The 21,096-nt window shown below is 60.9% G+C and carries 15 protein-coding genes and 1 other RNA gene; 9 read left to right on the top strand and 7 right to left on the bottom strand.

Annotation, left to right across the window (positions count from 1 at the left end):
• Positions 1–191: 191 nt before the first annotated feature.
• Positions 192–536 (top strand): YggL family protein, encoded by a 345-nt coding sequence (locus tag BFQ03_RS14350; protein WP_032863368.1) that lies wholly within the window; start codon positions 192–194, stop codon positions 534–536.
• Positions 537–587: 51 nt separating this feature from the next.
• Here BFQ03_RS14350 and BFQ03_RS14345 read toward each other — a convergent pair whose 3' ends face one another.
• Positions 588–1,778, bottom strand: coding sequence for a benzoate/H(+) symporter BenE family transporter (locus tag BFQ03_RS14345; RefSeq protein WP_065943393.1), 1,191 nt, complete (start codon positions 1,776–1,778; stop codon positions 588–590).
• Between the two features lie 347 nt (positions 1,779–2,125).
• On the opposite strand from BFQ03_RS14345, the gene BFQ03_RS14340 reads away from it, so the two are divergent.
• Positions 2,126–2,890 (top strand): GntR family transcriptional regulator, encoded by a 765-nt coding sequence (locus BFQ03_RS14340; protein WP_032863366.1) that lies wholly within the window; start codon positions 2,126–2,128, stop codon positions 2,888–2,890.
• 62 nt (positions 2,891–2,952) lie between these two features.
• Here the strand turns inward: BFQ03_RS14340 and guaD are convergent, their stop codons facing one another.
• From guaD to xdhA, 4 genes are all read right to left on the bottom strand, one after another.
• Entirely contained in the window at positions 2,953–4,257 is a 1,305-nt protein-coding gene (gene guaD, locus BFQ03_RS14335) for a guanine deaminase (RefSeq protein WP_065943392.1), read from the bottom strand.
• A 7-nt stretch (positions 4,258–4,264) separates the two neighbouring features.
• Positions 4,265–5,107 carry a xanthine dehydrogenase accessory protein XdhC gene (gene xdhC, locus BFQ03_RS14330; protein WP_065943391.1) on the bottom strand — a complete coding sequence of 281 codons (843 nt, stop codon included), beginning with the start codon at positions 5,105–5,107 and terminating at the stop codon, positions 4,265–4,267.
• 115 nt (positions 5,108–5,222) lie between these two features.
• Complete coding sequence (gene xdhB / locus BFQ03_RS14325) at positions 5,223–7,622, bottom strand: xanthine dehydrogenase molybdopterin binding subunit (protein WP_065943390.1); 2,400 nt, start codon at positions 7,620–7,622, stop codon at positions 5,223–5,225.
• Entirely contained in the window at positions 7,615–9,063 is a 1,449-nt protein-coding gene (gene xdhA / locus BFQ03_RS14320; protein WP_032863362.1) for a xanthine dehydrogenase small subunit, read from the bottom strand. The genes xdhB and xdhA overlap by 8 nt, the downstream gene beginning before the upstream one ends.
• A gap of 267 nt (positions 9,064–9,330) precedes the next feature.
• On the opposite strand from xdhA, the gene BFQ03_RS14315 reads away from it, so the two are divergent.
• The 6 genes from BFQ03_RS14315 to ffs all read left to right on the top strand — a co-directional run bounded on the left by BFQ03_RS14315 (position 9,331) and on the right by ffs (position 18,619).
• Positions 9,331–9,990: a GntR family transcriptional regulator gene (locus BFQ03_RS14315; protein ID WP_065943389.1), complete on the top strand. Its 660-nt coding sequence runs from the start codon at positions 9,331–9,333 to the stop codon at positions 9,988–9,990.
• 2 nt (positions 9,991–9,992) lie between these two features.
• Positions 9,993–13,481 carry a chromosome segregation protein SMC gene (smc, locus tag BFQ03_RS14310; RefSeq protein ID WP_065943388.1) on the top strand — a complete coding sequence of 1,163 codons (3,489 nt, stop codon included), beginning with the start codon at positions 9,993–9,995 and terminating at the stop codon, positions 13,479–13,481.
• A 253-nt stretch (positions 13,482–13,734) separates the two neighbouring features.
• Positions 13,735–14,598 carry a cell division protein ZipA gene (gene zipA, locus BFQ03_RS14305; RefSeq protein ID WP_032863359.1) on the top strand — a complete coding sequence of 288 codons (864 nt, stop codon included), beginning with the start codon at positions 13,735–13,737 and terminating at the stop codon, positions 14,596–14,598.
• Between the two features lie 86 nt (positions 14,599–14,684).
• Complete coding sequence (gene ligA / locus BFQ03_RS14300; RefSeq protein ID WP_065943387.1) at positions 14,685–17,042, top strand: NAD-dependent DNA ligase LigA; 2,358 nt, start codon at positions 14,685–14,687, stop codon at positions 17,040–17,042.
• 88 nt (positions 17,043–17,130) lie between these two features.
• The gene (locus BFQ03_RS14295) at positions 17,131–18,294 is read left to right on the top strand and encodes a zinc-binding metallopeptidase family protein (protein WP_065943386.1); all 1,164 of its coding nucleotides are present in this window, start codon (positions 17,131–17,133) and stop codon (positions 18,292–18,294) included.
• Positions 18,295–18,522: 228 nt separating this feature from the next.
• Positions 18,523–18,619: signal recognition particle sRNA small type (gene ffs, locus BFQ03_RS14290), an RNA gene on the top strand.
• 144 nt (positions 18,620–18,763) lie between these two features.
• On the opposite strand, the gene BFQ03_RS14285 is transcribed toward ffs, so the two are convergent.
• Positions 18,764–19,666: a DUF2167 domain-containing protein gene (locus BFQ03_RS14285; RefSeq protein ID WP_065943385.1), complete on the bottom strand. Its 903-nt coding sequence runs from the start codon at positions 19,664–19,666 to the stop codon at positions 18,764–18,766.
• Between the two features lie 182 nt (positions 19,667–19,848).
• Positions 19,849–20,163 (bottom strand): helix-turn-helix domain-containing protein, encoded by a 315-nt coding sequence (locus BFQ03_RS14280; RefSeq protein ID WP_032863355.1) that lies wholly within the window; start codon positions 20,161–20,163, stop codon positions 19,849–19,851.
• Between the two features lie 458 nt (positions 20,164–20,621).
• Here BFQ03_RS14280 and BFQ03_RS14275 point away from each other — a divergent pair.
• The coding region (locus BFQ03_RS14275; protein WP_139115693.1) for a PAS domain-containing protein at positions 20,622–21,096 on the top strand (475 nt) is incomplete at its 3' end.

Here is a 21,096-nt window from a genome sequence, read left to right as displayed (position 1 = left end):
TATGTAAGAAAATCCCCCAGTGGTCATGAAAGTGTCGGCATTATGCCCCAAGGTGGGGCTACTTGTGCCTCAACGATAGCTGCAAATGATGGTTTTTTTCGCGGGTTCATGCCACCCGTCTTGGATAGCCGGGCAATTACCGCCTTAAACTGGTAGAGTGCCGGCCGTTAATACTTAAGAGGATTGTTCCAATGGCGACTAACCGTTCCCGGCGTCTGCGCAAAAAACTGTGCGTTGATGAATTTCAAGAGCTGGGTTTCGAACTGAACCTGGATTTCAAAGAAGGTTTGGACGACGAAGCGGTTGACGCTTTCCTCGACGCCTTCCTGACCGAAGCGATGGATGGCAATGGCCTGGACTACGTGGGCGGCGACGACTTCGGTCTGGTTTGCAAAGCCACCCGTGGTTCGGTTACCGCTGAGCAGCGTGCAGCTGTTGAAGCGTGGCTCAAGGCTCGCCCAGAGCTGACCCGCGTTGAAGTCAGCGAACTGCTGGACGCCTGGCACCCAGAAAAGCCGATCAACCCGGCTGTCTGATGTCATGAAAAAGCGACCCGCCCGGGTCGCTTTTTCGTTTCAGGGTAATTATCAGGCCTTGCGCCAGTTCAGAATCACCAGCGTCAACACCCCCGCGACAATCCCCCAGAATGCCGAACCGATGGAAAACAGCGTCAACCCCGACGCCGTGACCATAAAGGTGACCAGCGCGGCTTCCCGTTCCTTGGGCTCATTCATGGCAATGCTCAGGCCATTGATGATCGAGCCAAACAACGCCAATGCGGCGATCGACAGCACCAGCTCCTTGGGCAGCGCTGCGAACAAGGCCGCCAACGTGGCGCCAAACACTCCGGCAAACCCGTAGAAAATCCCGCACCAGACCGCCGCGGTATAGCGCTTGTTGCGGTCCTCATGGGCATGCGACCCGGTGCAGATAGCGGCGCTGATCGCGGCCAGGTTGATACCGTGGGAGCCGAACGGGGCCAGCACCAGCGAGGCCAGGCCCGTGGTGGTGATCAGCGGCGAGGCCGGCACGTTGTAGCCGTCGGCGCGCAATACCGCGACCCCTGGCATGTTCTGCGAGGTCATCGCCACCACAAACAGCGGGATGCCGATGCTGATGGTCGCGGCCAGGGAAAAGTGTGGGGTGGTCCATACCGGCGTCGCCACTTCCAGGCTGAACCCGCTGAAATCCAGCAGCCCCATCAGCCCGGACAAGGCGGTGCCGATCAGCAGGGCGGCCAGCACCGCATAACGGGGCGACAGGCGCTTGATGATCAGATAGGTGAAGAACATGCCCAGCACCAGGGCAGTGCGGTGCTGCGCGGCGACGAAAATCTCGCTGCCGATCTTGAACAGAATCCCGGCCAGCAGCGCGGCGGCAAGCGAGGCGGGGATCTTCTTCACCAGCTTTTCAAAGCTGCCGGTGAGGCCGCAGATCGTCACCAGCACCGCGCAGGTGATGTAGGCGCCGATGGCTTCGCCATAGCTGACCCCGCCCAGGCTGGTGATCAACAGTGCTGCGCCTGGGGTCGACCAGGCGATGGTGATCGGCGTGCGGTAACGCAGGGACAGGCCGATGCTGCACACCGCCATGCCGATGGAGATCGCCCAGATCCACGAGGAAATCTGTGCGCTGGTGAGGCCGGCAGCCTGGCCGGCCTGGAACATCAGCACCAGGGAGCTGGTGTAGCCGGTCATCATGGCGATGAAGCCGGCAACGATGGCCGAAGGCGAAGTATCGGCCAAAGGGCGCAGGGGCGCCTGGGTCGCGTCGGTCATGGAAAAGTCTTCCTTGTACCCGGCACCCTGTAGGAGCCGGCTTGCCGGCGAAGACCGTCAACGATGACACGGGCATTCTGGAGGAACGCGGCGCTCTCGGGTTCTTCGCGAGCAAGCTCGCTCCTACAGGGGGGGTGATTGATGATTGTGGGAAATCGTGGAATCAAGCCTAAACTCAAACGTAACTGACTGTTGCAATACAGCCGGCTACGCAAACAGCCGTACAGTGTGTTGGCGCAACGGGTTGTGTACAATGTGCGCTGTTTTTACGCGATACTTGCCAGCGACCCTCTGTGCCGTATTACAGTCAACGTCAATTCGCCGCCGTTCTCCCGACCCGAGTGCCCATGAACGAACAGTTGCAGCCCCTCAAGAAACAGCCGCGAGCCGGTAAGGCCGGTCGCAGTGGAACCCAGGACGATATCGTCTACGCGCATATCTTCGAGGCCATCCTCGAACAACGCCTGGCGCCCGGCACCAAATTGAGTGAAGAGGCACTGGGCGAAATCTTTGGCGTCAGCCGCACTATCATTCGCCGTGCACTCTCGCGGCTGGCCCATGAAGGTGTGGTGTTGCTGCGCCCCAATCGTGGCGCCGTGGTAGCCAGCCCGAGTGTCGAGGAGGCCCGCCAAGTGTTCATGGCGCGGCGCCTGGTAGAGCGGGCCATCACCGAATTGGCGGTGCAACATGCCACGGCCGAAGAATTGGCCGCGCTGCGTCAGATGGTCAATGATGAGCGCGACAGCTTCTCACGCGGTGATCGTGGGGCCGGCATCCGGCTTTCTGGCGAGTTCCACCTCAAGCTGGCCGAGGCGGCGAAGAATGCACCGCTGATCAGCTTCCAGCGCAGCCTGGTGTCCCAGACCTCGCTGATCATCGCCCAGTATGAAAGCGGCAACCGCTCACACTGTTCCTACGATGAGCACACCCAGTTGATCGACGCGATCGAAGCTCGGGATGCGGTGCTGGCGGTGGACCTGATGATGCATCACATGGATCACATCGACAGCAAGCTCAACCTCGATGAGGAAAGTGCGTCGGATGATTTGCATGCGGTGTTCTCGCATTTGCTGCAGACCAAGAAGCCGAGTCGCTCGTCGATCAAGCTGTAAACCCGATCAAACTGTAGGAGCTGGCAAGCCAGCTCCTACAGGGTTTTGTGGTGTTCTCTGGATCAGCGCTGGTGTACCAGATTGCCCGCTGCATAGGTTTGCATCACTGCCCGATCATCCCCCAGCGTCATCAACACAAACAACGTCTCGGCAATGTTATTGGCCTGCTTCAAGCGATAGCTGAGCAGCGGCGTGGCGTTGTAGTCCAGTACCAAAAAGTCCGCATCGGTGCCCGGCTGCAGGGTGCCGATCTTGTCTTCCAGGCGCAGCGCTTTTGCACCGCCCAGGGTCGCCAGGTACAGCGATTTGAACGGGCTCAGGCGTGCGCCCTGCAATTGCATGACCTTGTAGGCTTCGTTCAGCGTCTGTAGCAGCGAGAAGCTGGTGCCGCCCCCCACGTCCGTGCCCAGGCCTACATTGAGCTGGTGCTTCTCGGCCATCGGCAGGTTGAACAAACCGCTGCCGAGGAAGAAGTTCGATGTCGGGCAGAACGCCACCGCCGAACCGGCTTCGGCCAGCCGCGCGCACTCGTCGTCGCACAGGTGTACGCCATGGGCGAATACCGAACGCTCCCCCAGCAGCTTGTAGTGGTCGTACACGTCCAGGTAGCCACTGCGCTCCGGGAACAGTTCCTTGACCCATTGCACTTCCTGCAGGTTTTCACTGATGTGGGTCTGCATGTACAGGTCTGGATATTCCCCCAGCAACTGCCCGGCGAGGGTCAACTGTTCAGGTGTGCTGGTAGGCGCGAAGCGCGGCGTCACTGCATAGTGCAAACGGCCCTTGCCGTGCCAGCGCTCGATCAGCGCCTTGCTTTCCTGGTAGCCGGATTCGGCGGTGTCGGTCAGGTAGCCCGGCGCATTGCGGTCCATCATCACCTTGCCGGCGATCATGCGCAGGTCGAGCTTCTCGGCCGCTTCAAAGAATGAATTTACCGATTGCGGATGCACGCTGCCGAACACCAGGGCGGTGGTGGTGCCGTTGCGCAGCAGTTCCTTGATAAAGATATCCGCGACTTCTTCGGCGTGGGCCTTGTCGGCGAACTGGCTTTCGCAAGGGAAGGTATAGGTGTTCAGCCAATCCAGCAGTTGTTCGCCGTAGGCACCAACCATGCCGGTTTGCGGCAGGTGGATATGGGTGTCGATCAGGCCGGGGGTGATCAGCGCATCCTGGTAATGGGTGATTTCGATATCGGCGTCCAGCGTCGGCAGCAGGTCGCTGGCATGCCCCAGGGCACTGATCTGGCCGTTGTCGATCACCAGCAGGCCATCTTCGAAATACTCATACGAGGCTTCGATCCCTACGATGGCGGGGTCGGCGAGGCTGTGCAGGATGGCAGCACGGTAGGCTTTGCGAGTCAAAGGCATGGTCGTCTCAATTGATAGCTTGGCTGCGGCGCGAAGCCGGCAGCAGTTTGGCAATGGGTTCGGCACTCGCGGTGTGCTGGCCGAAGTTGGCGTTATAGGTGGCGATGATCTCGCCGGCGATGGAGATGGCGATTTCCACCGGCAATTTGCCCTTCACCTCGGTGAGGCCCATGGGGCAGCGCATGCGTTGCAACTGTGCGGCCTCGAAGCCGCGCTCGCGCAGGCGGTGTTCAAACTTGACGCGCTTGGTCTGCGAGCCGATCAGGCCGAAGTAGGCAAAATCATTGCGCTTGAGCAGGGCGGCGGTCAGTTCCAGGTCGAGCTGATGATTGTGGGTCATGACGATGCAATAACTGCCGGCGGGCAGGTCGGCAATTTCATCCACCGGCTCTTCGCTGACGATTTTACGCACGCCCGGGGGGATATGCTCCGGGAATTCCTGTTCCCGCGAGTCAATCCAGCGCACCCGGCACGGCAGGCTCGCCAGCAGCGGCACCAGCGCGCGACCGACATGGCCGGCGCCGAATACGGCAATCTGTGCCTGCACCTGGCCCATGGGCTCGAACAGCAGCACGGTCACGCCGCCACAGCATTGGCCGAGGCTGGCCCCCAGGCTGAAGCGCTCCAGGTGGGTGTTGTGCTGGCCACGCACGAGCATGTCGCGGGCGATCTGCATCGCCTTGTATTCCAGGTGGCCGCCGCCGATGGTGTCGAAGGTGTGACTGGCGCTGACCACCATCTTGGAGCCTGAGTTGCGCGGCGTGGAGCCGAGCTCTTCGATGATGGTCACCAGCACGCAGGGTTCGCCCTGGGTTTGCAGGTTGGCGAGGGCGCTGATCCAGTTGTTCATGTCTACCTCAACATTTCTGTTGTCAGTTCGGCCGTCTTCGCGAGCAAGCCCGCTCCCACAGGGGAATGCATTCCAAATGTGGGAGCGGGCTTGCTCGCGAAGGCAGCACCTCGGTCTAGAGCGAAGCCATCTCGGCCTGTGCCTCAACCGCCTTCGCCGCCTGCAACTGGCGCATCTGCTCGCACCCCCACAACACCCGCTCCGGCGTGGCCGGCGCATCGATCTTCGGTTGATGGCGATAGTCACCCAGGCTCGCCACCGCATCCTTGATCGCGCACCACGAGGCAATCCCGAGCATGAACGGCGGCTCGCCCACGGCCTTGGAGTGGAACACCGTGTCCTCCGGGTTCTTGCGGTTTTCCACCAGCTTCACCCGCAAATCCAGCGGCATGTCCGCCACCGCCGGGATCTTGTAGCTGGCCGGGCCGTTGGTCATCAGCTTGCCCTTGTTGTTCCACACCAGCTCTTCCATGGTCAGCCAGCCCATGCCCTGGATAAAACCGCCCTCGACCTGGCCGATATCGATGGCCGGGTTCAGCGAGGCGCCCACATCATGGAGGATGTCGGTGCGCAGCATCTTGTATTCACCGGTCAGGGTATCGACGATCACTTCGCAGCAGGCCGCGCCGAAGGCGAAGTAGTAGAACGGCCGCCCTCGTGCCTGGCTGCGGTCATAGAAGATTTTCGGGGTTTTGTAGAACCCGGTGCTCGACAGCGAGACCTGGGCGAAATACGCCTGCTGGATCAGTTCCTCAAAGGTCAGGATCTGCTCACGCACCCGCACATGGCCGTTGTGGAACTCAACATCCGCCTCGCTGACGTCGTACTTGCGCGCGGCAAATTCCACCAGGCGCTGCTTGATGGTCTCGGCGGCATTCTGCGCGGCCTTGCCGTTGAGGTCGGCGCCGCTGGATGCGGCGGTCGGCGAGGTGTTGGGCACCTTGTCGGTGTTGGTCGCGGTGATCTGCACCCGGTCGATTTCCACCTGGAAGATCTCGGCCACCACTTGCGCGACCTTGATGTTCAAACCCTGGCCCATTTCGGTGCCGCCGTGGTTCAAGTGGATGCTGCCGTCGGTGTAGATATGGATCAAGGCGCCGGCCTGGTTGAGGAAGCTGGCGGTAAACGAAATGCCGAACTTGACCGGGGTCAGCGCCAGGCCTTTTTTCAGGATCGGGCTGTTGGCGTTATAGCGGCGAATGGCTTCGCGGCGCTCGGCGTATTGGCTGCTGGCTTCCAGTTCGGCAGTCATTTCTTCGAGCATGTTGTGCTCGACGGTCTGGTAGTAATGGGTGACGTTGCGTTCGGTCTTGCCGTAGTAGTTGGCCTTGCGCACGGCCAGTGGGTCCAGCGCCAGATGGCGGGCGATGGCGTCCATCACTTCCTCGATGGCCACCATGCCTTGCGGGCCACCGAAGCCACGGTACGCGGTGTTGGACGCGGTGTTGGTCTTGCAGCGATGGCCATTGACCGTGGCATCGCCCAGGTAATACGAGTTGTCGGAGTGGAACATCGCACGGTCGACAATCGAGTTGGACAGGTCCGGCGAACAGCCGCAGTTACCTGCCAGGTCCAGATTGATCCCATGCAGACGCCCGCTGTCGTCGAAGCCCACGTCGTATTCGATATAGAAGGGGTGGCGCTTGCCGGTCATCAGCATGTCTTCGACGCGCGGCAGGCGCATCTTGGTCGGCTGGCCGGTCAGGCGCGCCACCACCGCACACAGGCATGCAGGGCTGGCGGCCTGGGTTTCCTTGCCGCCAAACCCACCGCCCATGCGGCGCATATCAACGACGATCTTGTTCATCGACACGTCCAGCACTTCGGCCACCAGCTTCTGCACTTCGGTGGGGTTCTGGGTGGAGCAGTAGACGATCATGCCGCCGTCTTCGGTGGGCATCACCGAAGAGATCTGGGTTTCCAGGTAGAAGTGTTCCTGGCCGCCGATATGCAGGGTGCCCTGGATACGGTTTTTCGCGCTCGCCAGGGCGCCTGCCGAATCACCGCGCTGGTGGGTGTGGCTGTCCAGTACGAAATGTTTTTTGCGAAAGGCCTCGACCACATCCAGCACCGGTTCCAGGTCTTCGTATTCGATCACCGCCGCCATGGCGGCCTTGCGCGCGGTTTCCAGGTCGCGGGCGGCCACGGCCAGCACCACCTGGCCGACGAACTGCACGGTGTCGATGGCCAGCAACGGGTCGCCGGGCATCAGCGGGCCGATGTCTTTCAGGCCCGGCACGTCTTCGTGGGTGATGACGATGCGCACACCCTCGAAGGCGTAGCAGGGCGCGGTGTCGATACTGAGGATTTTGGCGTGGGCGCGGTCGGACATGCGCGCATACAGGTGTAGCTGATTGGGGAATTCCAGGCGGTCATCGATGTATTGCGCTTCGCCCGACACGTGTTTGGCGGCGCTGTCGTGCTTGACGCTGCGCCCGACTCCGCTCGTAAGGTCCTGGGCAAACAGTTCGGCCATTTCGGCTTGGGTTTTTACCACGGCGTGATGGTTAGACATAAGCGGTCACCCGAGTCTCGATGTGTGGCGTTTGCAGTTCGATGAAGTATTTGCGTAGCAGGTTCTGTGCGCTGAGCAGGCGGTATTCCTTGCTCGCCCGGAAGTCCGACAGCGGGGTGAAGTCCTCGGCCAGGGCGGCGCAGGCGTTCTCCACGGTGGCGGCGTTCCAGGTGGCGCCGATCAGTACCGTTTCACAGTGTTTCGCACGTTTGGGCGTGGCCGCCATACCGCCGAAGGCGACACGGGCATCGCTGATCACCCCGTTGTCGATCTTCAGGTTGAAGGCTGCGCACACCGCAGAAATGTCATCGTCCAGGCGTTTGGAAACCTTGTAGGCGCGAAACAGCGCGTGGCCCTTGGGCACGATGATTTTCTCGATGAACTCGCTGTCCTGGCGGGCGGTGACGCGGTAGTCGATGAAATAGTCTTCCAGGGCCAGGGTACGGCGCACGTTGCCCTTGCACAGCACGATCTGCGCGCCGAGGGCGATCAGCAGCGGCGGCGAGTCACCGATCGGCGAGGCGTTGCCGATGTTGCCGCCGAGGGTGCCCTGGTTGCGGATTTGCAAGGAGGCGAAGCGGTGCAGCAGGTCGCCGAAGTCCGGGTATTCGTGGTGCAGTGCGCCGTAGCAGTCGGAGAGGGCGGTAGCGGCGCCGATTTCCAGGCGATCGTCAAAGGTCTCGATGCGTTTCATGGCCTCAATGTTACCGACGTAGATCATCACCGGCAGCACCCGGTGGAACTGGGTGACTTCCAGCGCCAGGTCGGTGCCGCCGGCCAGCAGCCGGGCTTGAGGGTAGGCGTCGTAGAGGTCGGCCAGGTCGGCGACGGTCAGGGGCACCAGGCAGCGTTTGTCGCCGCTGTTCAGCTCGCCGGTCTGGGTCGGTGCGATGGCCTTGAGGCGGGCGATGGTCTGCGCTTCGCGGCTGTCGAACTGGTCCTGGGGTTTGTTGCAGCAGGCTTGTTCGGCGGCGGCCAGGATCGGGCGGTAGCCGGTACAGCGGCACAGGTTGCCGGCCAGGGCTTCGTGGGCCTTGGCACTGTCCGGGGCGTCGCTGTTCTTTTGCAGGGCGAACAGCGACATCACAAAACCAGGCGTGCAGAAACCACACTGCGAGCCATGGCACTCGACCATGGCCTGTTGCACGCTGTGCAGTTGACCCTGGTGCTTGAGGTCTTCGACAGTGATCAGTTGCTTGCCGTGCAGGGACGAGACAAAGGTCAGGCACGAATTGAGGCTGCGATAGCGAATCTGCTCGGCGCCCTGTTCGTCACTATGCAGTTCGCCGACCACCACGGTGCAGGCGCCACAGTCACCGCTGGCGCAGCCTTCCTTGGTACCGGATTTGCCCAGGTGCTCACGCAGGTAGTTGAGCACAGTCAGGTTCGGGTCCAGGGCATGCTCGCTACGGAGTTCCTGGTTAAGTAAAAACTGGATCACGGAAGGCCTCGCAGACTCATTATTGTTGTTAACCGCTTTGCGCCGAATCTAGTCATGTCTGACTTTTCGGTCAATGATTTTCTGACCTAGGGGTCAAGAAAATGCGATTGCAACACCTTTGATTATGGTTCATATCCCTGTAACCACCGTTTTCAGCGGCGCCTGGGCTTTATCGTCTGCTTATTTCATGCCAAATTCGGCGTTGTGGGCCCAGCGATTGCGCTACACTGCCGCCCTTGTACCGATAGAAGATTTTGAAGGGAAAACATGACGTTCAAGGCGCCGGACAGTCTCGCCGAGCAAATCGCTCACCACCTCGCCGAACGCATTATCCGCGGCGACCTTAAGCCTGGGGAGCGGATCCAGGAGCAGAAAGTCACGCTGGCACTCAATGTCAGCCGTGGCTCCGTGCGCGAAGCCTTGCTGATCCTTGAGCGGCGGCATTTGATTGCCATCCTGCCGCGCCGTGGCGCCCACGTCACCGAACTCACCGCGCACAAGGTGCAGAGCCTGTGCACGCTGATGAGCGAGCTGTACATCCTGCTGGGCAATGCGGTTGCCGACGGTTGGCAGACCCAGGCCGACATGGCGCCGTTCATGCAGATCCAGCAACGCCTGGTGAGCAACTTCGAGCGCCAGGACATCCGTGCCTTTGTCGAAGAGTGCTTCAACGTGATGCGCGCCGCGTACCCGTTCGCCAATAACCCGTACTTGCAGGAAACGGTCGAGAACCTGCAACCGGCGATGAACCGTGCCTATTACCTGGCCCTGGATCAGCGCAAGGCCTCCATGAGCGAGTACCTGGCGCTGTTCGAGCAACTGCTCGCCGCCGTCCTTGCCCGTGACCTGCCGCAGATCCGAAAGGTGCTCTCGGCTTACTGCCAGCGCAGTGCCACGTTGGTCATCGCAGCCCTGGCGGACGCCTAAGCGTGCGTCTCAAGTGCATCAAACTGGCGGGGTTCAAATCCTTCGTCGACCCGACCACGGTGAACTTCCCCAGTAATATGGCGGCAGTGGTCGGGCCTAATGGTTGCGGCAAGTCGAACATCATCGACGCCGTCCGTTGGGTGATGGGCGAGAGCTCGGCAAAGAACCTGCGTGGCGAGTCGATGACCGACGTCATCTTCAACGGCTCCACCAGCCGCAAGCCGGTAAGCCAGGCCAGCATCGAACTGGTGTTCGACAACTCCGACGGCACGCTGATTGGCGAGTATGCGGCGTATGCGGAAATTTCCATCCGCCGCAAAGTGACGCGCGACAGCCAGAACAGTTACTTCCTCAACGGCACCAAGTGCCGCCGCCGGGACATTACCGACATCTTCCTCGGCACCGGCCTGGGCCCGCGCAGCTACTCGATCATCGAGCAGGGCATGATCTCCAAGCTGATCGAAGCCAAGCCTGAGGACTTGCGCAACTTTATCGAGGAAGCGGCCGGCATCTCCAAGTACAAGGAGCGCCGTCGCGAGACTGAAAACCGCATCCGCCGCACCCACGAGAACCTGGCTCGCCTGACCGACCTGCGTGAAGAGCTGGAGCGCCAGTTGGAGCGCTTGCACCGCCAGGCCCAGGCCGCCGAAAAATACCAGGAATACAAAGGCGAAGAACGCCAGCTCAAGGCGCAACTTTCGGCGCTGCGCTGGCAGGCCTTGAATGACCAGGTGGGCCAGCGCGAAGCGATCATCGGCACCCAGGAAATCAGCTTCGAGGCCCTGGTGGCCGAGCAGCGCAATGCCGATGCGAGCATCGAGCGCCTGCGCGACGGTCACCATGACCTGTCCGAGCGCTTCAACCTGGTGCAGGGACGCTTCTATTCGGTGGGCGGCGACATTGCGCGGGTCGAGCAGAGCATCCAGCACGGCCAGCAGCGTTTGCGCCAGTTGCAGGATGACTTGAAGGAAGCGGAACGGGCGCGCCTGGAAACCGAATCCCACCTGGGGCATGACCGCACCTTGCTGCTGACCCTTGGGGAGGAGTTGGACATGCTCACCCCCGAGCAGGCAATCACCAGCGCTGCTGCTGAAGAAGCCGCCGCCGCCCTGGAAGAATCCGAAACCACCATGCACGGCTGGCAGGAGCAGTGGGACGCTTTCAACCTGCGCTCCGCCGAACCGCGTCGCCAGGCTGAGGTGCAGCAATCGCGCATCCAGCAACTGGAAACCAGCATGGAGCGCCTGGCCGAGCGCCAGCGCCGGGTCCTGGAGGAGCGCGCGTTGCTTGCCGCTGCCCCGGAAGATGCGGCGATCATGGCGTTGAGCGAGCAGTTGGCTGAAAGCGAAATGACCCTGGAAGAGCTGGAGGCCAGCGAAGAACAACAAGTGGAGCGCCTGGAGCAATTACGCCAGGAGCTGCACCAGGCAACCCAGGCGCAGCAGCAGGCCCAAGGTGATTTGCAGCGGCTCAACGGTCGTTTGGCATCCCTTGAAGCCTTGCAGCAGGCGGCCCTGGACCCGGGCACCGGCACCGCCGAATGGCTGCGCGACCAGCACCTGGCCGAACGCCCGCGCCTGGCCGAGGGCTTGAAGGTTGAAGCGGGCTGGGAGCTGGCGGTGGAGACCGTGCTCGGTGCCGATCTGCAGGCGGTACTGGTGGACGATTTCGCCGGGTTTGATCTGGCCGGCTTTGCCCAGGGCGATTTGCGCCTGCTCAGTCCGTCGGCTGATGGCACCCGCGTACCGGGCAGCCTGCTGGATAAAGTCGAGGCGCAGATTGACCTGTCGCCGTGGCTGGGCCAGGTAAAACCGGTGGATTCCCTGGAGGAGGCCCTGGCATTGCGTGGCCAATTGGCCTCTGGCGAAAGCCTGATCAGCCGCGACGGCTATTGGGTTGGCCGGCACTTTTTACGGGTGCGCCGCGCCAGTGAGGCTGAAAGTGGCGTATTGGCCCGAGGCCAGGAAATCGTCAACCTGGGGGCCGAGCGTGAAGAGCGCGAGGCCACTCTGGAGTCCCTGGAAACCCAACTGCAAACCCTGCGCGCTACCCAACGCCAGCAAGAGACCGGCCGCGAACACTTGCGCCGCCTGCTGCAGGACGAAGCGCGCCAGCAGGGCGAATTGAAAGCCCAGCTCTCGGCGAGCAAGGCCAAGGCCGAACAATTGACCCTGCGCCGTACCCGTCTCGATGAAGAAGTGGCCGAGATGGGCGAACAGCGTGCCCTCGAACACGAACAAGTCGGCGAAGCGCGCCTGCAATTGCAGGGCGCCCTCGACAGCATGGCGCTGGACACCGAGCAGCGTGAACTGCTGCTGGCCCAGCGTGACAGCCTGCGCGAACGACTCGACCGGGTGCGCCAGGAAGCGCGCCAGCACAAGGATCACGCCCATCAGTTGGCCGTGCGCCTCGGCTCGTTGCGGGCCCAGCACGATTCCACGCGCCAGGCCCTTGAGCGCCTTGAAATGCAATCCGAGCGCCTGACGGAAAAACGCGAGCAGTTGAGCCTCAACCTGGAGGAGGGCGAGGCGCCGCTGGAAGAGTTGCGGCTCAAGCTTGAAGAATTGCTCGACAAGCGCATGAGCGTTGACGAAGAACTCAAGACCGCGCAAATCGCCCTGGAAGATGCTGACCGCGAACTGCGTGATGCAGAAAAGCGCCGGACCCAGGCCGAGCAGCAATCGCAATTGATCCGCGGCCAGCTCGAACAGCAGCGCATGGAATGGCAGGCACTGACGGTGCGCCGCAAAACCCTGCAAGAGCAGTTGCTGGAAGATGGCTACGACCTGCACGGCGTACTCAATACGCTGACCGCCCAGGCCAATGAAAAAGAGGCTGAAGAAGAACTTGAGCGCATTGCTGCACGTATTCAACGTCTGGGGGCGATCAACCTCGCGGCCATCGATGAATATCAGCAGCAGTCCGAGCGTAAACGTTATCTGGATGCCCAGAACGCCGATCTGGTGGAAGCCCTGGACACGTTGGAAAACGTCATTCGCAAGATCGACAAGGAAACCCGCAATCGTTTCAAAGATACCTTTGATCAGATTAATGGCGGTTTACAGGCGTTATTCCCGAAAGTTTTCGGTGGTGGCAGCGCTTACTTGGAACTGACGGGCGAAGATCTACTCGATACAGGGGTAACGATCATGGCGCGGCCTCCGGGCAAGAAGAACAGCACCATCCATTTGTTGTCCGGTGGCGAGAAGGCCCTGACTGCACTGGCGCTGGTATTTGCGATCTTCAAGTTGAACCCGGCGCCGTTCTGCATGCTCGACGAAGTTGACGCGCCGCTGGATGACGCTAACGTTGGACGGTATGCCCGCCTGGTTAAAGAGATGTCCCAGACGGTGCAGTTCATCTATATCACCCACAACAAGATCGCCATGGAAATGGCGGATCAATTGATGGGGGTGACCATGCATGAGCCGGGTTGTTCGCGACTGGTGGCGGTGGATGTTGAAGAGGCAATGGCAATGGTGGAAAGTTAGCGGCAAGTTGCTGGCTTCCAGCGCCAAGGGCGTCAGTTTGGGGCTTATGGTTTGTAGCCTGATTCCTGCGCCAGCCGACACATTTTGCGCCAACTGTGTAAAGTTATCTTTGGTCGTGCTAGTTTAATGTCAATTTTTCGTATGCGTGGGCAAAACGTCAGTCAGAACATAGAGTTGGCGCCACGTTTTAAAGCGGTTTGCACGGTGCTAAACCCCTTATTTTTCAGCATTTTTTATAGAGGCAAGGGATTACATGGAAATCGGTCTGCGCGAGTGGCTGATCGTCATCGGCATTATTGTAATTGCCGGTATTCTTTTTGATGGCTGGCGCCGTATGCGCGGCGGCAAGGGCAAGCTGAAATTTCGCCTGGACCGCAACCTGTCCAATTTGCCCGACGATGACGGTGCCGCCGAGCTGCTGGGGCCGCCCCGTGTCCTGGATACCCATAAAGAACCGCAGCTGGACGAGCACGACTTGCCGTCGATGAGCGCACCGGTGCGTGAAGCCCGCGAGCCGTCGTCCAAGCGCGGCAAGCGTGGCAGTGCCGCTGTCGCCGAGCCGCATCAGGGTGACCTGAACCTCGACGTGGATGATGGCCCGAGCTTCAGCAGCCGTGATGGTGACTTCCCGGATGAAGCCCCGGCCAAGGGCGCATCGCGTGAGTCCGCCAAGGATCAGCCGGCGGCCGAAGAAGTGCTGGTGATCAGTGTGATCTGCCGCGACGCGGCTGGCTTCAAGGGCCCGGCCCTGTTGCAGAACATCCTGGAAAGCGGCCTGCGTTTTGGCGAGATGGATATTTTCCACCGCCACGAGAGCATGGCCGGTAACGGTGAAGTACTGTTCTCCATGGCCAATGCGGTCAAGCCGGGCACGTTCGACCTGGACGATATCGACCTGTTCAGCACCCCGGCGGTGAGTTTCTTCCTCGGTCTGCCAGGCCCGCGTCATCCGAAACAGGCGTTCGACGTCATGGTGGCCGCAGCCCGCAAGCTGTCCCAGGAACTCAACGGCGAGCTCAAGGACGACCAGCGCAGCGTGCTGACCGCCCAGACCATCGAACATTACCGTCAGCGTATCGTCGAGTTCGAGCGTCGCGCCCTGACACAGAAGCGCTAAGGTTCAATCCTAAGCGTTGCCTGTAGAATCCGTGCACTACATATTGAGCAGCTTCGGCTGCTCTTTTGCTTTATGAGAGAACACCCATGACCGCCGCCCACACCCGCATCCTCGAACTGCGCGCTGAACTGGATCAGCACAACTACCGCTATCACGTACTCGACGAGCCGAGCATCCCGGACGCCGAGTACGATCGGTTGTTCCACGAACTCAAGGCCCTTGAGGCCGAGCACCCGGACCTGGTTACCCGTGATTCGCCCACGCAGCGGGTCGGCAGCGCGGCGTTGTCGGCCTTTACCCAGGTGCGCCACGAGATCCCGATGCTCAGCCTGGGCAACGCCTTTGATGAAGCCACCATGCTGGAATTCGATCGCCGGGTCACCGAGGGCCTCGACCTGCCAGTGGGCGATCTGTTTGGTGGTGGCGCGGCGGTGGAATACAGCTGTGAGCCCAAGCTCGATGGCCTGGCGGTCAGCCTGCTGTATCAGGACGGCGAGCTGGTACGTGGCGCGACCCGCGGCGATGGCACCACGGGCGAAGACATCAGCGTCAATGTGCGCACCGTGCGTAATATTCCGTTGAAGCTGCAAGGCAGTGGCTGGCCGGCGACCCTGGAAGTGCGCGGCGAAGTGTTTATGTCCAAGGCTGGTTTTGAGCGTTTGAATGCCACGCAGTTGGAAGTCGGCGGCAAGACGTTCGCCAACCCACGCAACGCAGCCGCCGGGAGCCTGCGCCAACTCGACTCGAAGATCACCGCCAGCCGCCCGCTGGAGTTCTGCTGCTACGGCGTGACCACGGATATCAGCGACACCCATATCGGTAACCTGCAGCAGTTGCAGAAGTGGGGCATGCCCATCAGTCACGAGCTGAAGCTGGCCAAGGGCATTGAGGATTGCCTGGAGTACTACCGCGATATCGGTGAGCGGCGTAACAGCCTGCCGTATGAAATCGACGGTGTGGTGTTCAAGGTCAACAGCATCGCCTACCAGCGTGAACTGGGCTTTCGAGCCCGCGAGCCGCGTTGGGCCATCGCCCATAAATTCCCGGCGATGGAGGAACTGACCGAGTTGCTGGACGTTGAATTCCAGGTCGGTCGCACCGGCGCCGTGACGCCAGTGGCGCGCTTGAAGCCGGTCAAGGTCGCGGGCGTCACCGTGTCCAATGCGACGTTGCACAACATGGACGAAGTGGCGCGCCTGGGCTTGATGATTGGCGACACGGTGATCATCCGCCGTGCCGGTGATGTGATCCCACAGGTCGTGTCGGTGGTTGTCGAGCGTCGCCCGGAAAATGCCCGCGCCGTGCAGATCCCGCAGAGCTGCCCGGTGTGTGGCTCCCACGTGGAGCGCACGCAACTGGTCAAGCGCAGCAAGGGCAAGGAAACCGTCAGCGAAGGCGCGGTGTATCGCTGCGTCGGGCGCCTGGCCTGTGGTGCGCAGCTCAAGCAGGCGATTATCCATTTCGTTTCGCGCCGGGCCATGGACATCGACGGCCTGGGTGACAAGACCATCGAGCAGTTGGTCGATGAAAAGCTCATTGGCTCGCCGGCCGACCTCTACAAACTCAAGTACGAGCAGATCATCGACCTGGAAGGTTTTGCCGATGTTTCCAGCAAGAAACTGATCGCTGCCATCGAGAGCAGCAAGACCCCGACCCTGGCGCGTTTCATCTACGCCCTGGGCATTCCGGATGTGGGCGAGGAAACCGCCAAGGTGCTGGCGCGCTCCCTGGCGTCCCTTGAGCGTGTCCAGCAGGCGCTGCCAGAAGTGTTGACGTACTTGCCGGATGTTGGCCTGGAAGTGGCTCACGAGATCCACAGCTTCTTTGAAGACAGCCACAACCGGCAGGTGATTGGCGCGCTGCTGTCGCCGGATGAATGTGCGCTGGTCTTGCAGGACCAGGGCGAACTCAGTGCCGAGTTTGCCGCCAGTACCACCCTGGGCGGCTTGCTCGACAAGTTGCACGTACCTTCCGTGGGGCCGGGGGCTGCGCAGAAGCTGGCAGACAAGTTCGGCTCTCTGGAGGGCGTGATAAAGGCTGACTGGCTGGACATGCGCCAGGCTTTGCCGGAGAAGCAGGCCAAGTCCGTGCGTGAGTTCTTTGATAATGAAGAGAATGCCCGTCGTGCGCTGGCCATTGAGCAGCAGCTCAAGGACTTCGGCATGCACTGGCAGAGCGAGAAGAAGGTGGTCGAGGGCCTGCCTGAGGCGGGCCGCACGTGGGTCTTGACCGGGTCGCTGGAGTTGATGAGCCGCGACGTGGCCAAGGAAAAGCTCGAAAGCCTGGGCGCCAAGGTGGCGGGCTCGGTATCGGCGAAAACCTATTGTGTGGTCGCAGGGCCGGGCGCCGGGTCGAAACTGGCCAAGGCCAGCGAGCTGGGGGTGAAGGTCTTGGACGAGGAGGCGTTCGTCGCCTTCCTGGCCAAGCACCACATCACTGTCTGATACCGACCCGCTCCTGCAGGGCATTCACTTTGAACGATCTTGCGTGGGAAATGATCTAGTCTTGGGCACGCCCTAGGGAAAGATCGCCATGTTCCGCTACTTCGAGCAACTCAGTTCGCGCATTGCTGCGCCGCACATGGCCGGGATTTCGCGCAACAGCAAGGTCTGGCAATGCCGTTGCGGGCAGTCGCTGTTCTTTCGCAACAGCCAGTGCCTGGCCTGCTCGGCGCTGTTGGGCTATCAGCCTGAGCACAGCCGCCTATCGTCCCTACAGCCGGGCCCCGTGGTCGATACCTGGTTGCAGGACGATAACCTGCAGGCGGGCGCCTTCCGCCGTTGCGCCAACCTCGACACCGCGGCCGCCTGCAACTGGCTGATTCCGGCCCAGAGCACCGCGCAGTTGTGTGTGGCGTGTAGCCTCAATCGCACCATTCCCGACCTGTCGATCCCGCAAAACCCAGAGCGCTGGCGCAAGGTCGAAACCGCCAAGCGCCGGCTGGTGGCGCAATTGATCAGCCTGGGGTTGCAGGTCATCCCCAAGACGGTTGATGAGGACAGCGGCCTGGCGTTTGACTTCGTGGGCATCGACCTGGAAGGCAAGGCCCCCACCACCGGCCATGCCAATGGCCTGATCACCCTGGATATCAAGGAGGCTGACGACGAGCACCGTGAGAAAATTCGCGTGCAGATGCGCGAACCGTACCGCACCTTGCTTGGCCATTTTCGGCATGAGGTCGGCCACTATTACTGGGATCGCCTGATCGCCGGCAGCCACTGGCTAGAGCCCTTTCGCAACCTGTTCGGCGATGAACGCGCCAGCTACGCCGACGCACTTGACCAGCACTACCAGAACGGCCCGCGACCGGACTGGCAGCAAAGCTGCGTCAGCGCCTACGCCACCATGCACCCCTGGGAGGACTGGGCGGAAACCTGGGCTCACTACCTGCACATGATGGACGCCGTCGACACCGCCTTGGGCTTTGGCATGAGCGCAAGGGAGATGGACCTGGACTACCAGTCGTTTCCCCTTGCGACCCTTTACGACCCGGAACACCCAGGCGGCGCGGCGTTCCTGTCATTCGTCAACGCCTGGATCGAACTGGCCGGCATGCTCAACGAACTGTCCCGCAGCATGGGGCAGCCGGATTTCTATCCGTTCGTGCTGCCGCCGGCGGTGATCGCCAAGCTGCATTTCATTCACCTGGTGATTCAAGAAGAGGGCGGTCGGGCCGACGAAGTCGTTCATCTGTAGGAGCGAGCTTGCTCGCGAAGATCGTTAACGATAACGCGGGCATTCTGGATGAATGTGGAGCATCCGGATTCTTCGCGAGCAAGCTCGCTCCTACAGGGCCTCTGCGAAACCAGTGGGCAAGTACTTGAACCTCATAAGATTTTTAATCCTGCGCCAACGGTTGTAACTTCCGATGAGATCGGTACAATGGCCCCGCTTGCCGAGAGGCCAGCGTCGTTATGGTGACCCCATCGGTCCCCCCGCAACGATTACCCGTGAACCTGGTCAGAGCCGGAAGGCAGCAGCCACAGCGGGAACATTGTGTGCCGGGGTGTGGCTGGTGGGGTTGCCTCCATAACGCTCTCCTTCGCAACAACCCTCCTGCTTTATCCCTGACTCATCAGAACTTTTCACTTGCCCATGCCTGATTGCGCACGGGGCCAAGTTGTCTGTACGCCGCGATTTCCCGCGGCGTTTTCGTGTCTGGCAATCAGTCCTTGTTGCGATTGAAGAACTTGCGCGCGCCTGCCAGCAACGCCACCACACCAATCACCAGAAATTTCTTCGCTGCCAGCAGGAAGATGCCGATCTTGGCAAACAGTCCGGCCTTGCCGGCAATCCCGCCGGCGACCAGCGCGGCCAGGCCGTACGAGGCCAGTTTGTCGGTGCCTGGGTTGTAGTCGGTGTAGAGGTTGTCGTCGGTGAAGTTGGTGAAGGCCAGGACCTTGGGCAGTTCCTGTTTGATGGTGGGCAGGTCGGCCATGGCGGCGACGGCGTTGAGTTCCAGCACACCCTCGCGGCCGAGCACGCGGATGCTGTAGTTGAGCGTGTTCTGCTCGGCGTCGTCGGCTTTCAGTTCGCGGGCCCAGTACATCTTGTGGGACTGCTGGTCGTAGTGCGGCGGTTCGGCCCAGCCCAGCAGGTGCAGGCCGGCGTAGCCCTGTTTCTGGCGTTCCTTGTTGTCCTCGGCGTCGTCCTCCTGCATTTGCTTGAGCAGTTCGGCGTAGTCGATTTTTGCTGCGTCTTCGTCGGCAATATGCCCGTCGTCCTTGTAGCTGACGATCACGCCCCAGCCGCGTTCCGACAGCGGGCTGACGGCCTTGGGCACGATCATGCCCAGGGTGTTGAAGCCCGGCGGGTTGCCCCAGCCGTCGGTGAGCAGGCGCTCGGTGTTCTTGGGGTCAAGGTAATAGAACTCGTCGTTGAGTTTGAGCGTGGCAATGCCGCCGGGCAGGGTGACGGTGCCGGTTTGTTGCTTGAGGGAGGCGAGGAAGTGCTCGGCGGTTTCGGCGGGCGCGCTGGTTTCGACCGGTGCCGGGGCTGTGGTGGCATAGGCTGGCGCGGCAGGCAGGCTTAGTGCGGCAGCCGCCAGCAGCAGGCGGAAGTAGTTCATGGTAGTCCCTTACATTTTGAAATGATTCTGCGAAAGGATATCGAATCCGCCTGGGGCGCGCGAGCATGCTGGCAAAAGGCGTGGCCCAGCGCCTGCCAAAAGAGGGGCTGTCCGGTCGGATCATGTCTGGAGGCTGAGGGCAGGCTGCATCAGCGGCCTGCTCTTGTTATGTCGTACGAGCTCTAAGGCTTGGACAAGGCCTGGTCTACCGCCGCTATCAGCTTTCCCAGATCCTTCGGGGTGGCTTTATGAATGACACCGAACAGATAAGCGCGCTGTTCGTCTTCATCGCCCAGATCGGCAAAAAAGACTTTCAGCTTCACTCCCAGAGCCTCCGCAAACAAGAACAGAGCGTCAACGCTGGGTGTATAGGTGCCGGTTTCGAAGCGGCTGATGGTTTTAGGGTCAAAACCGGTTTTCTCACCTAGTTCAGCCTGAGTAAGCCCCGCTACCTTTCGGTAGCGTCTGATGGCTGGACCCAAACTTGAAATTTGCATCGCTCAATTCCCATTTAGAATCAAGAACTTAACGATAAATATTGGCATTAGACAACGGCACGCACCATCACCTTTTCTTGCAAAATGTGATGTAATTCGTAGAATCGGCGTTTAGGACAAGTATTTGGCGGTGTCGTTTCACAGGGCAGCTTTATGAAACAGGAAATCATTGCTTTCTCCTCACTTTCATAAAGGTGGCTGCAAAACAGTTGCTTGGCCGCAGCGCCAGGCTTGCTCTTGCGTGCCCGTGCAGCCCCCGCCTTTCACACCAGACGCTCGAATTAAAGCCTAGTTGATCTTCGTCGAACCGAAGGTCAAGTGCTGGGTAAAACCTGGTTTGGCTGCCAAATGGCGCCAGCCAGCCGATTGACGGTTTACCCGTCTGGAAATACCTCTCTACCTACGGGACCTATCCGGTCCCGGCCGGGTAGATCGAATGCTGTCCATGGAGTTTCAAAGTGCGCGTCAACTTGCCGGTCACCACTGTTGAACAGACTTTCGGGGAGCAGCAACGGCTGATTTCCGCGACTGACATCAACAGTCATATTACCTACTGCAACGCCGAGTTTGCTGCGATGAGCGGCTTTACCCAGGCCGAGCTGATCGGCAGTACCCACAACCTGGTGCGTCATCCGGACATGCCGCCAGCGGTTTTTGAACTGATGTGGCGCTACCTCAAGGCCGGCCACAGCTGGATGGGCGTGGTCAAGAATCGCTGCAAGAATGGCAACTTCTATTGGGTCAGCGCCTATGTGACGCCGATCCTCGAAGGGGGCCGCTTGGTGGGCTACGAATCGGTACGGGTCAAACCGACGCGCGAGCAGGTCCGGCGAGCCGAAGCGCTCTACGCACGCTTGCGTGCCGGGCGTTCGGCGGTTGCGCCGCTGCAACGCCTTGGTGCGATCAGTCAGGCGCTGGCAGTGCCCGCCCTGG

Source organism: Pseudomonas sp. 25 R 14 (genome assembly GCF_900004755.1).
GTDB lineage: Bacteria > Pseudomonadota > Gammaproteobacteria > Pseudomonadales > Pseudomonadaceae > Aquipseudomonas > Aquipseudomonas brenneri.
Note: the sequence above shows the minus strand (reverse complement) of the source record. Positions and strands in the feature narration are given on the sequence as shown.

What these genes read in the sequence shown, in the direction of transcription:
- BFQ03_RS14295 (WP_065943386.1), top strand. Translation starts at nt 17,131, where the DNA reads ATGTTCCGCTACTTCGAGCAACTCAGTTCGCGCATTGCTGCGCCGCAC.
- BFQ03_RS14285 (WP_065943385.1), bottom strand. Translation starts at nt 19,666, where the DNA reads ATGAACTACTTCCGCCTGCTGCTGGCGGCTGCCGCACTAAGCCTGCCT.
- guaD (WP_065943392.1), bottom strand. Translation starts at nt 4,257, where the DNA reads ATGCCTTTGACTCGCAAAGCCTACCGTGCTGCCATCCTGCACAGCCTC.
- xdhC (WP_065943391.1), bottom strand. Translation starts at nt 5,107, where the DNA reads ATGAACAACTGGATCAGCGCCCTCGCCAACCTGCAAACCCAGGGCGAA.
- ligA (WP_065943387.1), top strand. Translation starts at nt 14,685, where the DNA reads ATGACCGCCGCCCACACCCGCATCCTCGAACTGCGCGCTGAACTGGAT.
- BFQ03_RS14280 (WP_032863355.1), bottom strand. Translation starts at nt 20,163, where the DNA reads ATGCAAATTTCAAGTTTGGGTCCAGCCATCAGACGCTACCGAAAGGTA.
- BFQ03_RS14350 (WP_032863368.1), top strand. Translation starts at nt 192, where the DNA reads ATGGCGACTAACCGTTCCCGGCGTCTGCGCAAAAAACTGTGCGTTGAT.
- BFQ03_RS14345 (WP_065943393.1), bottom strand. Translation starts at nt 1,778, where the DNA reads ATGACCGACGCGACCCAGGCGCCCCTGCGCCCTTTGGCCGATACTTCG.
- xdhB (WP_065943390.1), bottom strand. Translation starts at nt 7,622, where the DNA reads ATGTCTAACCATCACGCCGTGGTAAAAACCCAAGCCGAAATGGCCGAA.
- zipA (WP_032863359.1), top strand. Translation starts at nt 13,735, where the DNA reads ATGGAAATCGGTCTGCGCGAGTGGCTGATCGTCATCGGCATTATTGTA.
- BFQ03_RS14315 (WP_065943389.1), top strand. Translation starts at nt 9,331, where the DNA reads ATGACGTTCAAGGCGCCGGACAGTCTCGCCGAGCAAATCGCTCACCAC.
- BFQ03_RS14340 (WP_032863366.1), top strand. Translation starts at nt 2,126, where the DNA reads ATGAACGAACAGTTGCAGCCCCTCAAGAAACAGCCGCGAGCCGGTAAG.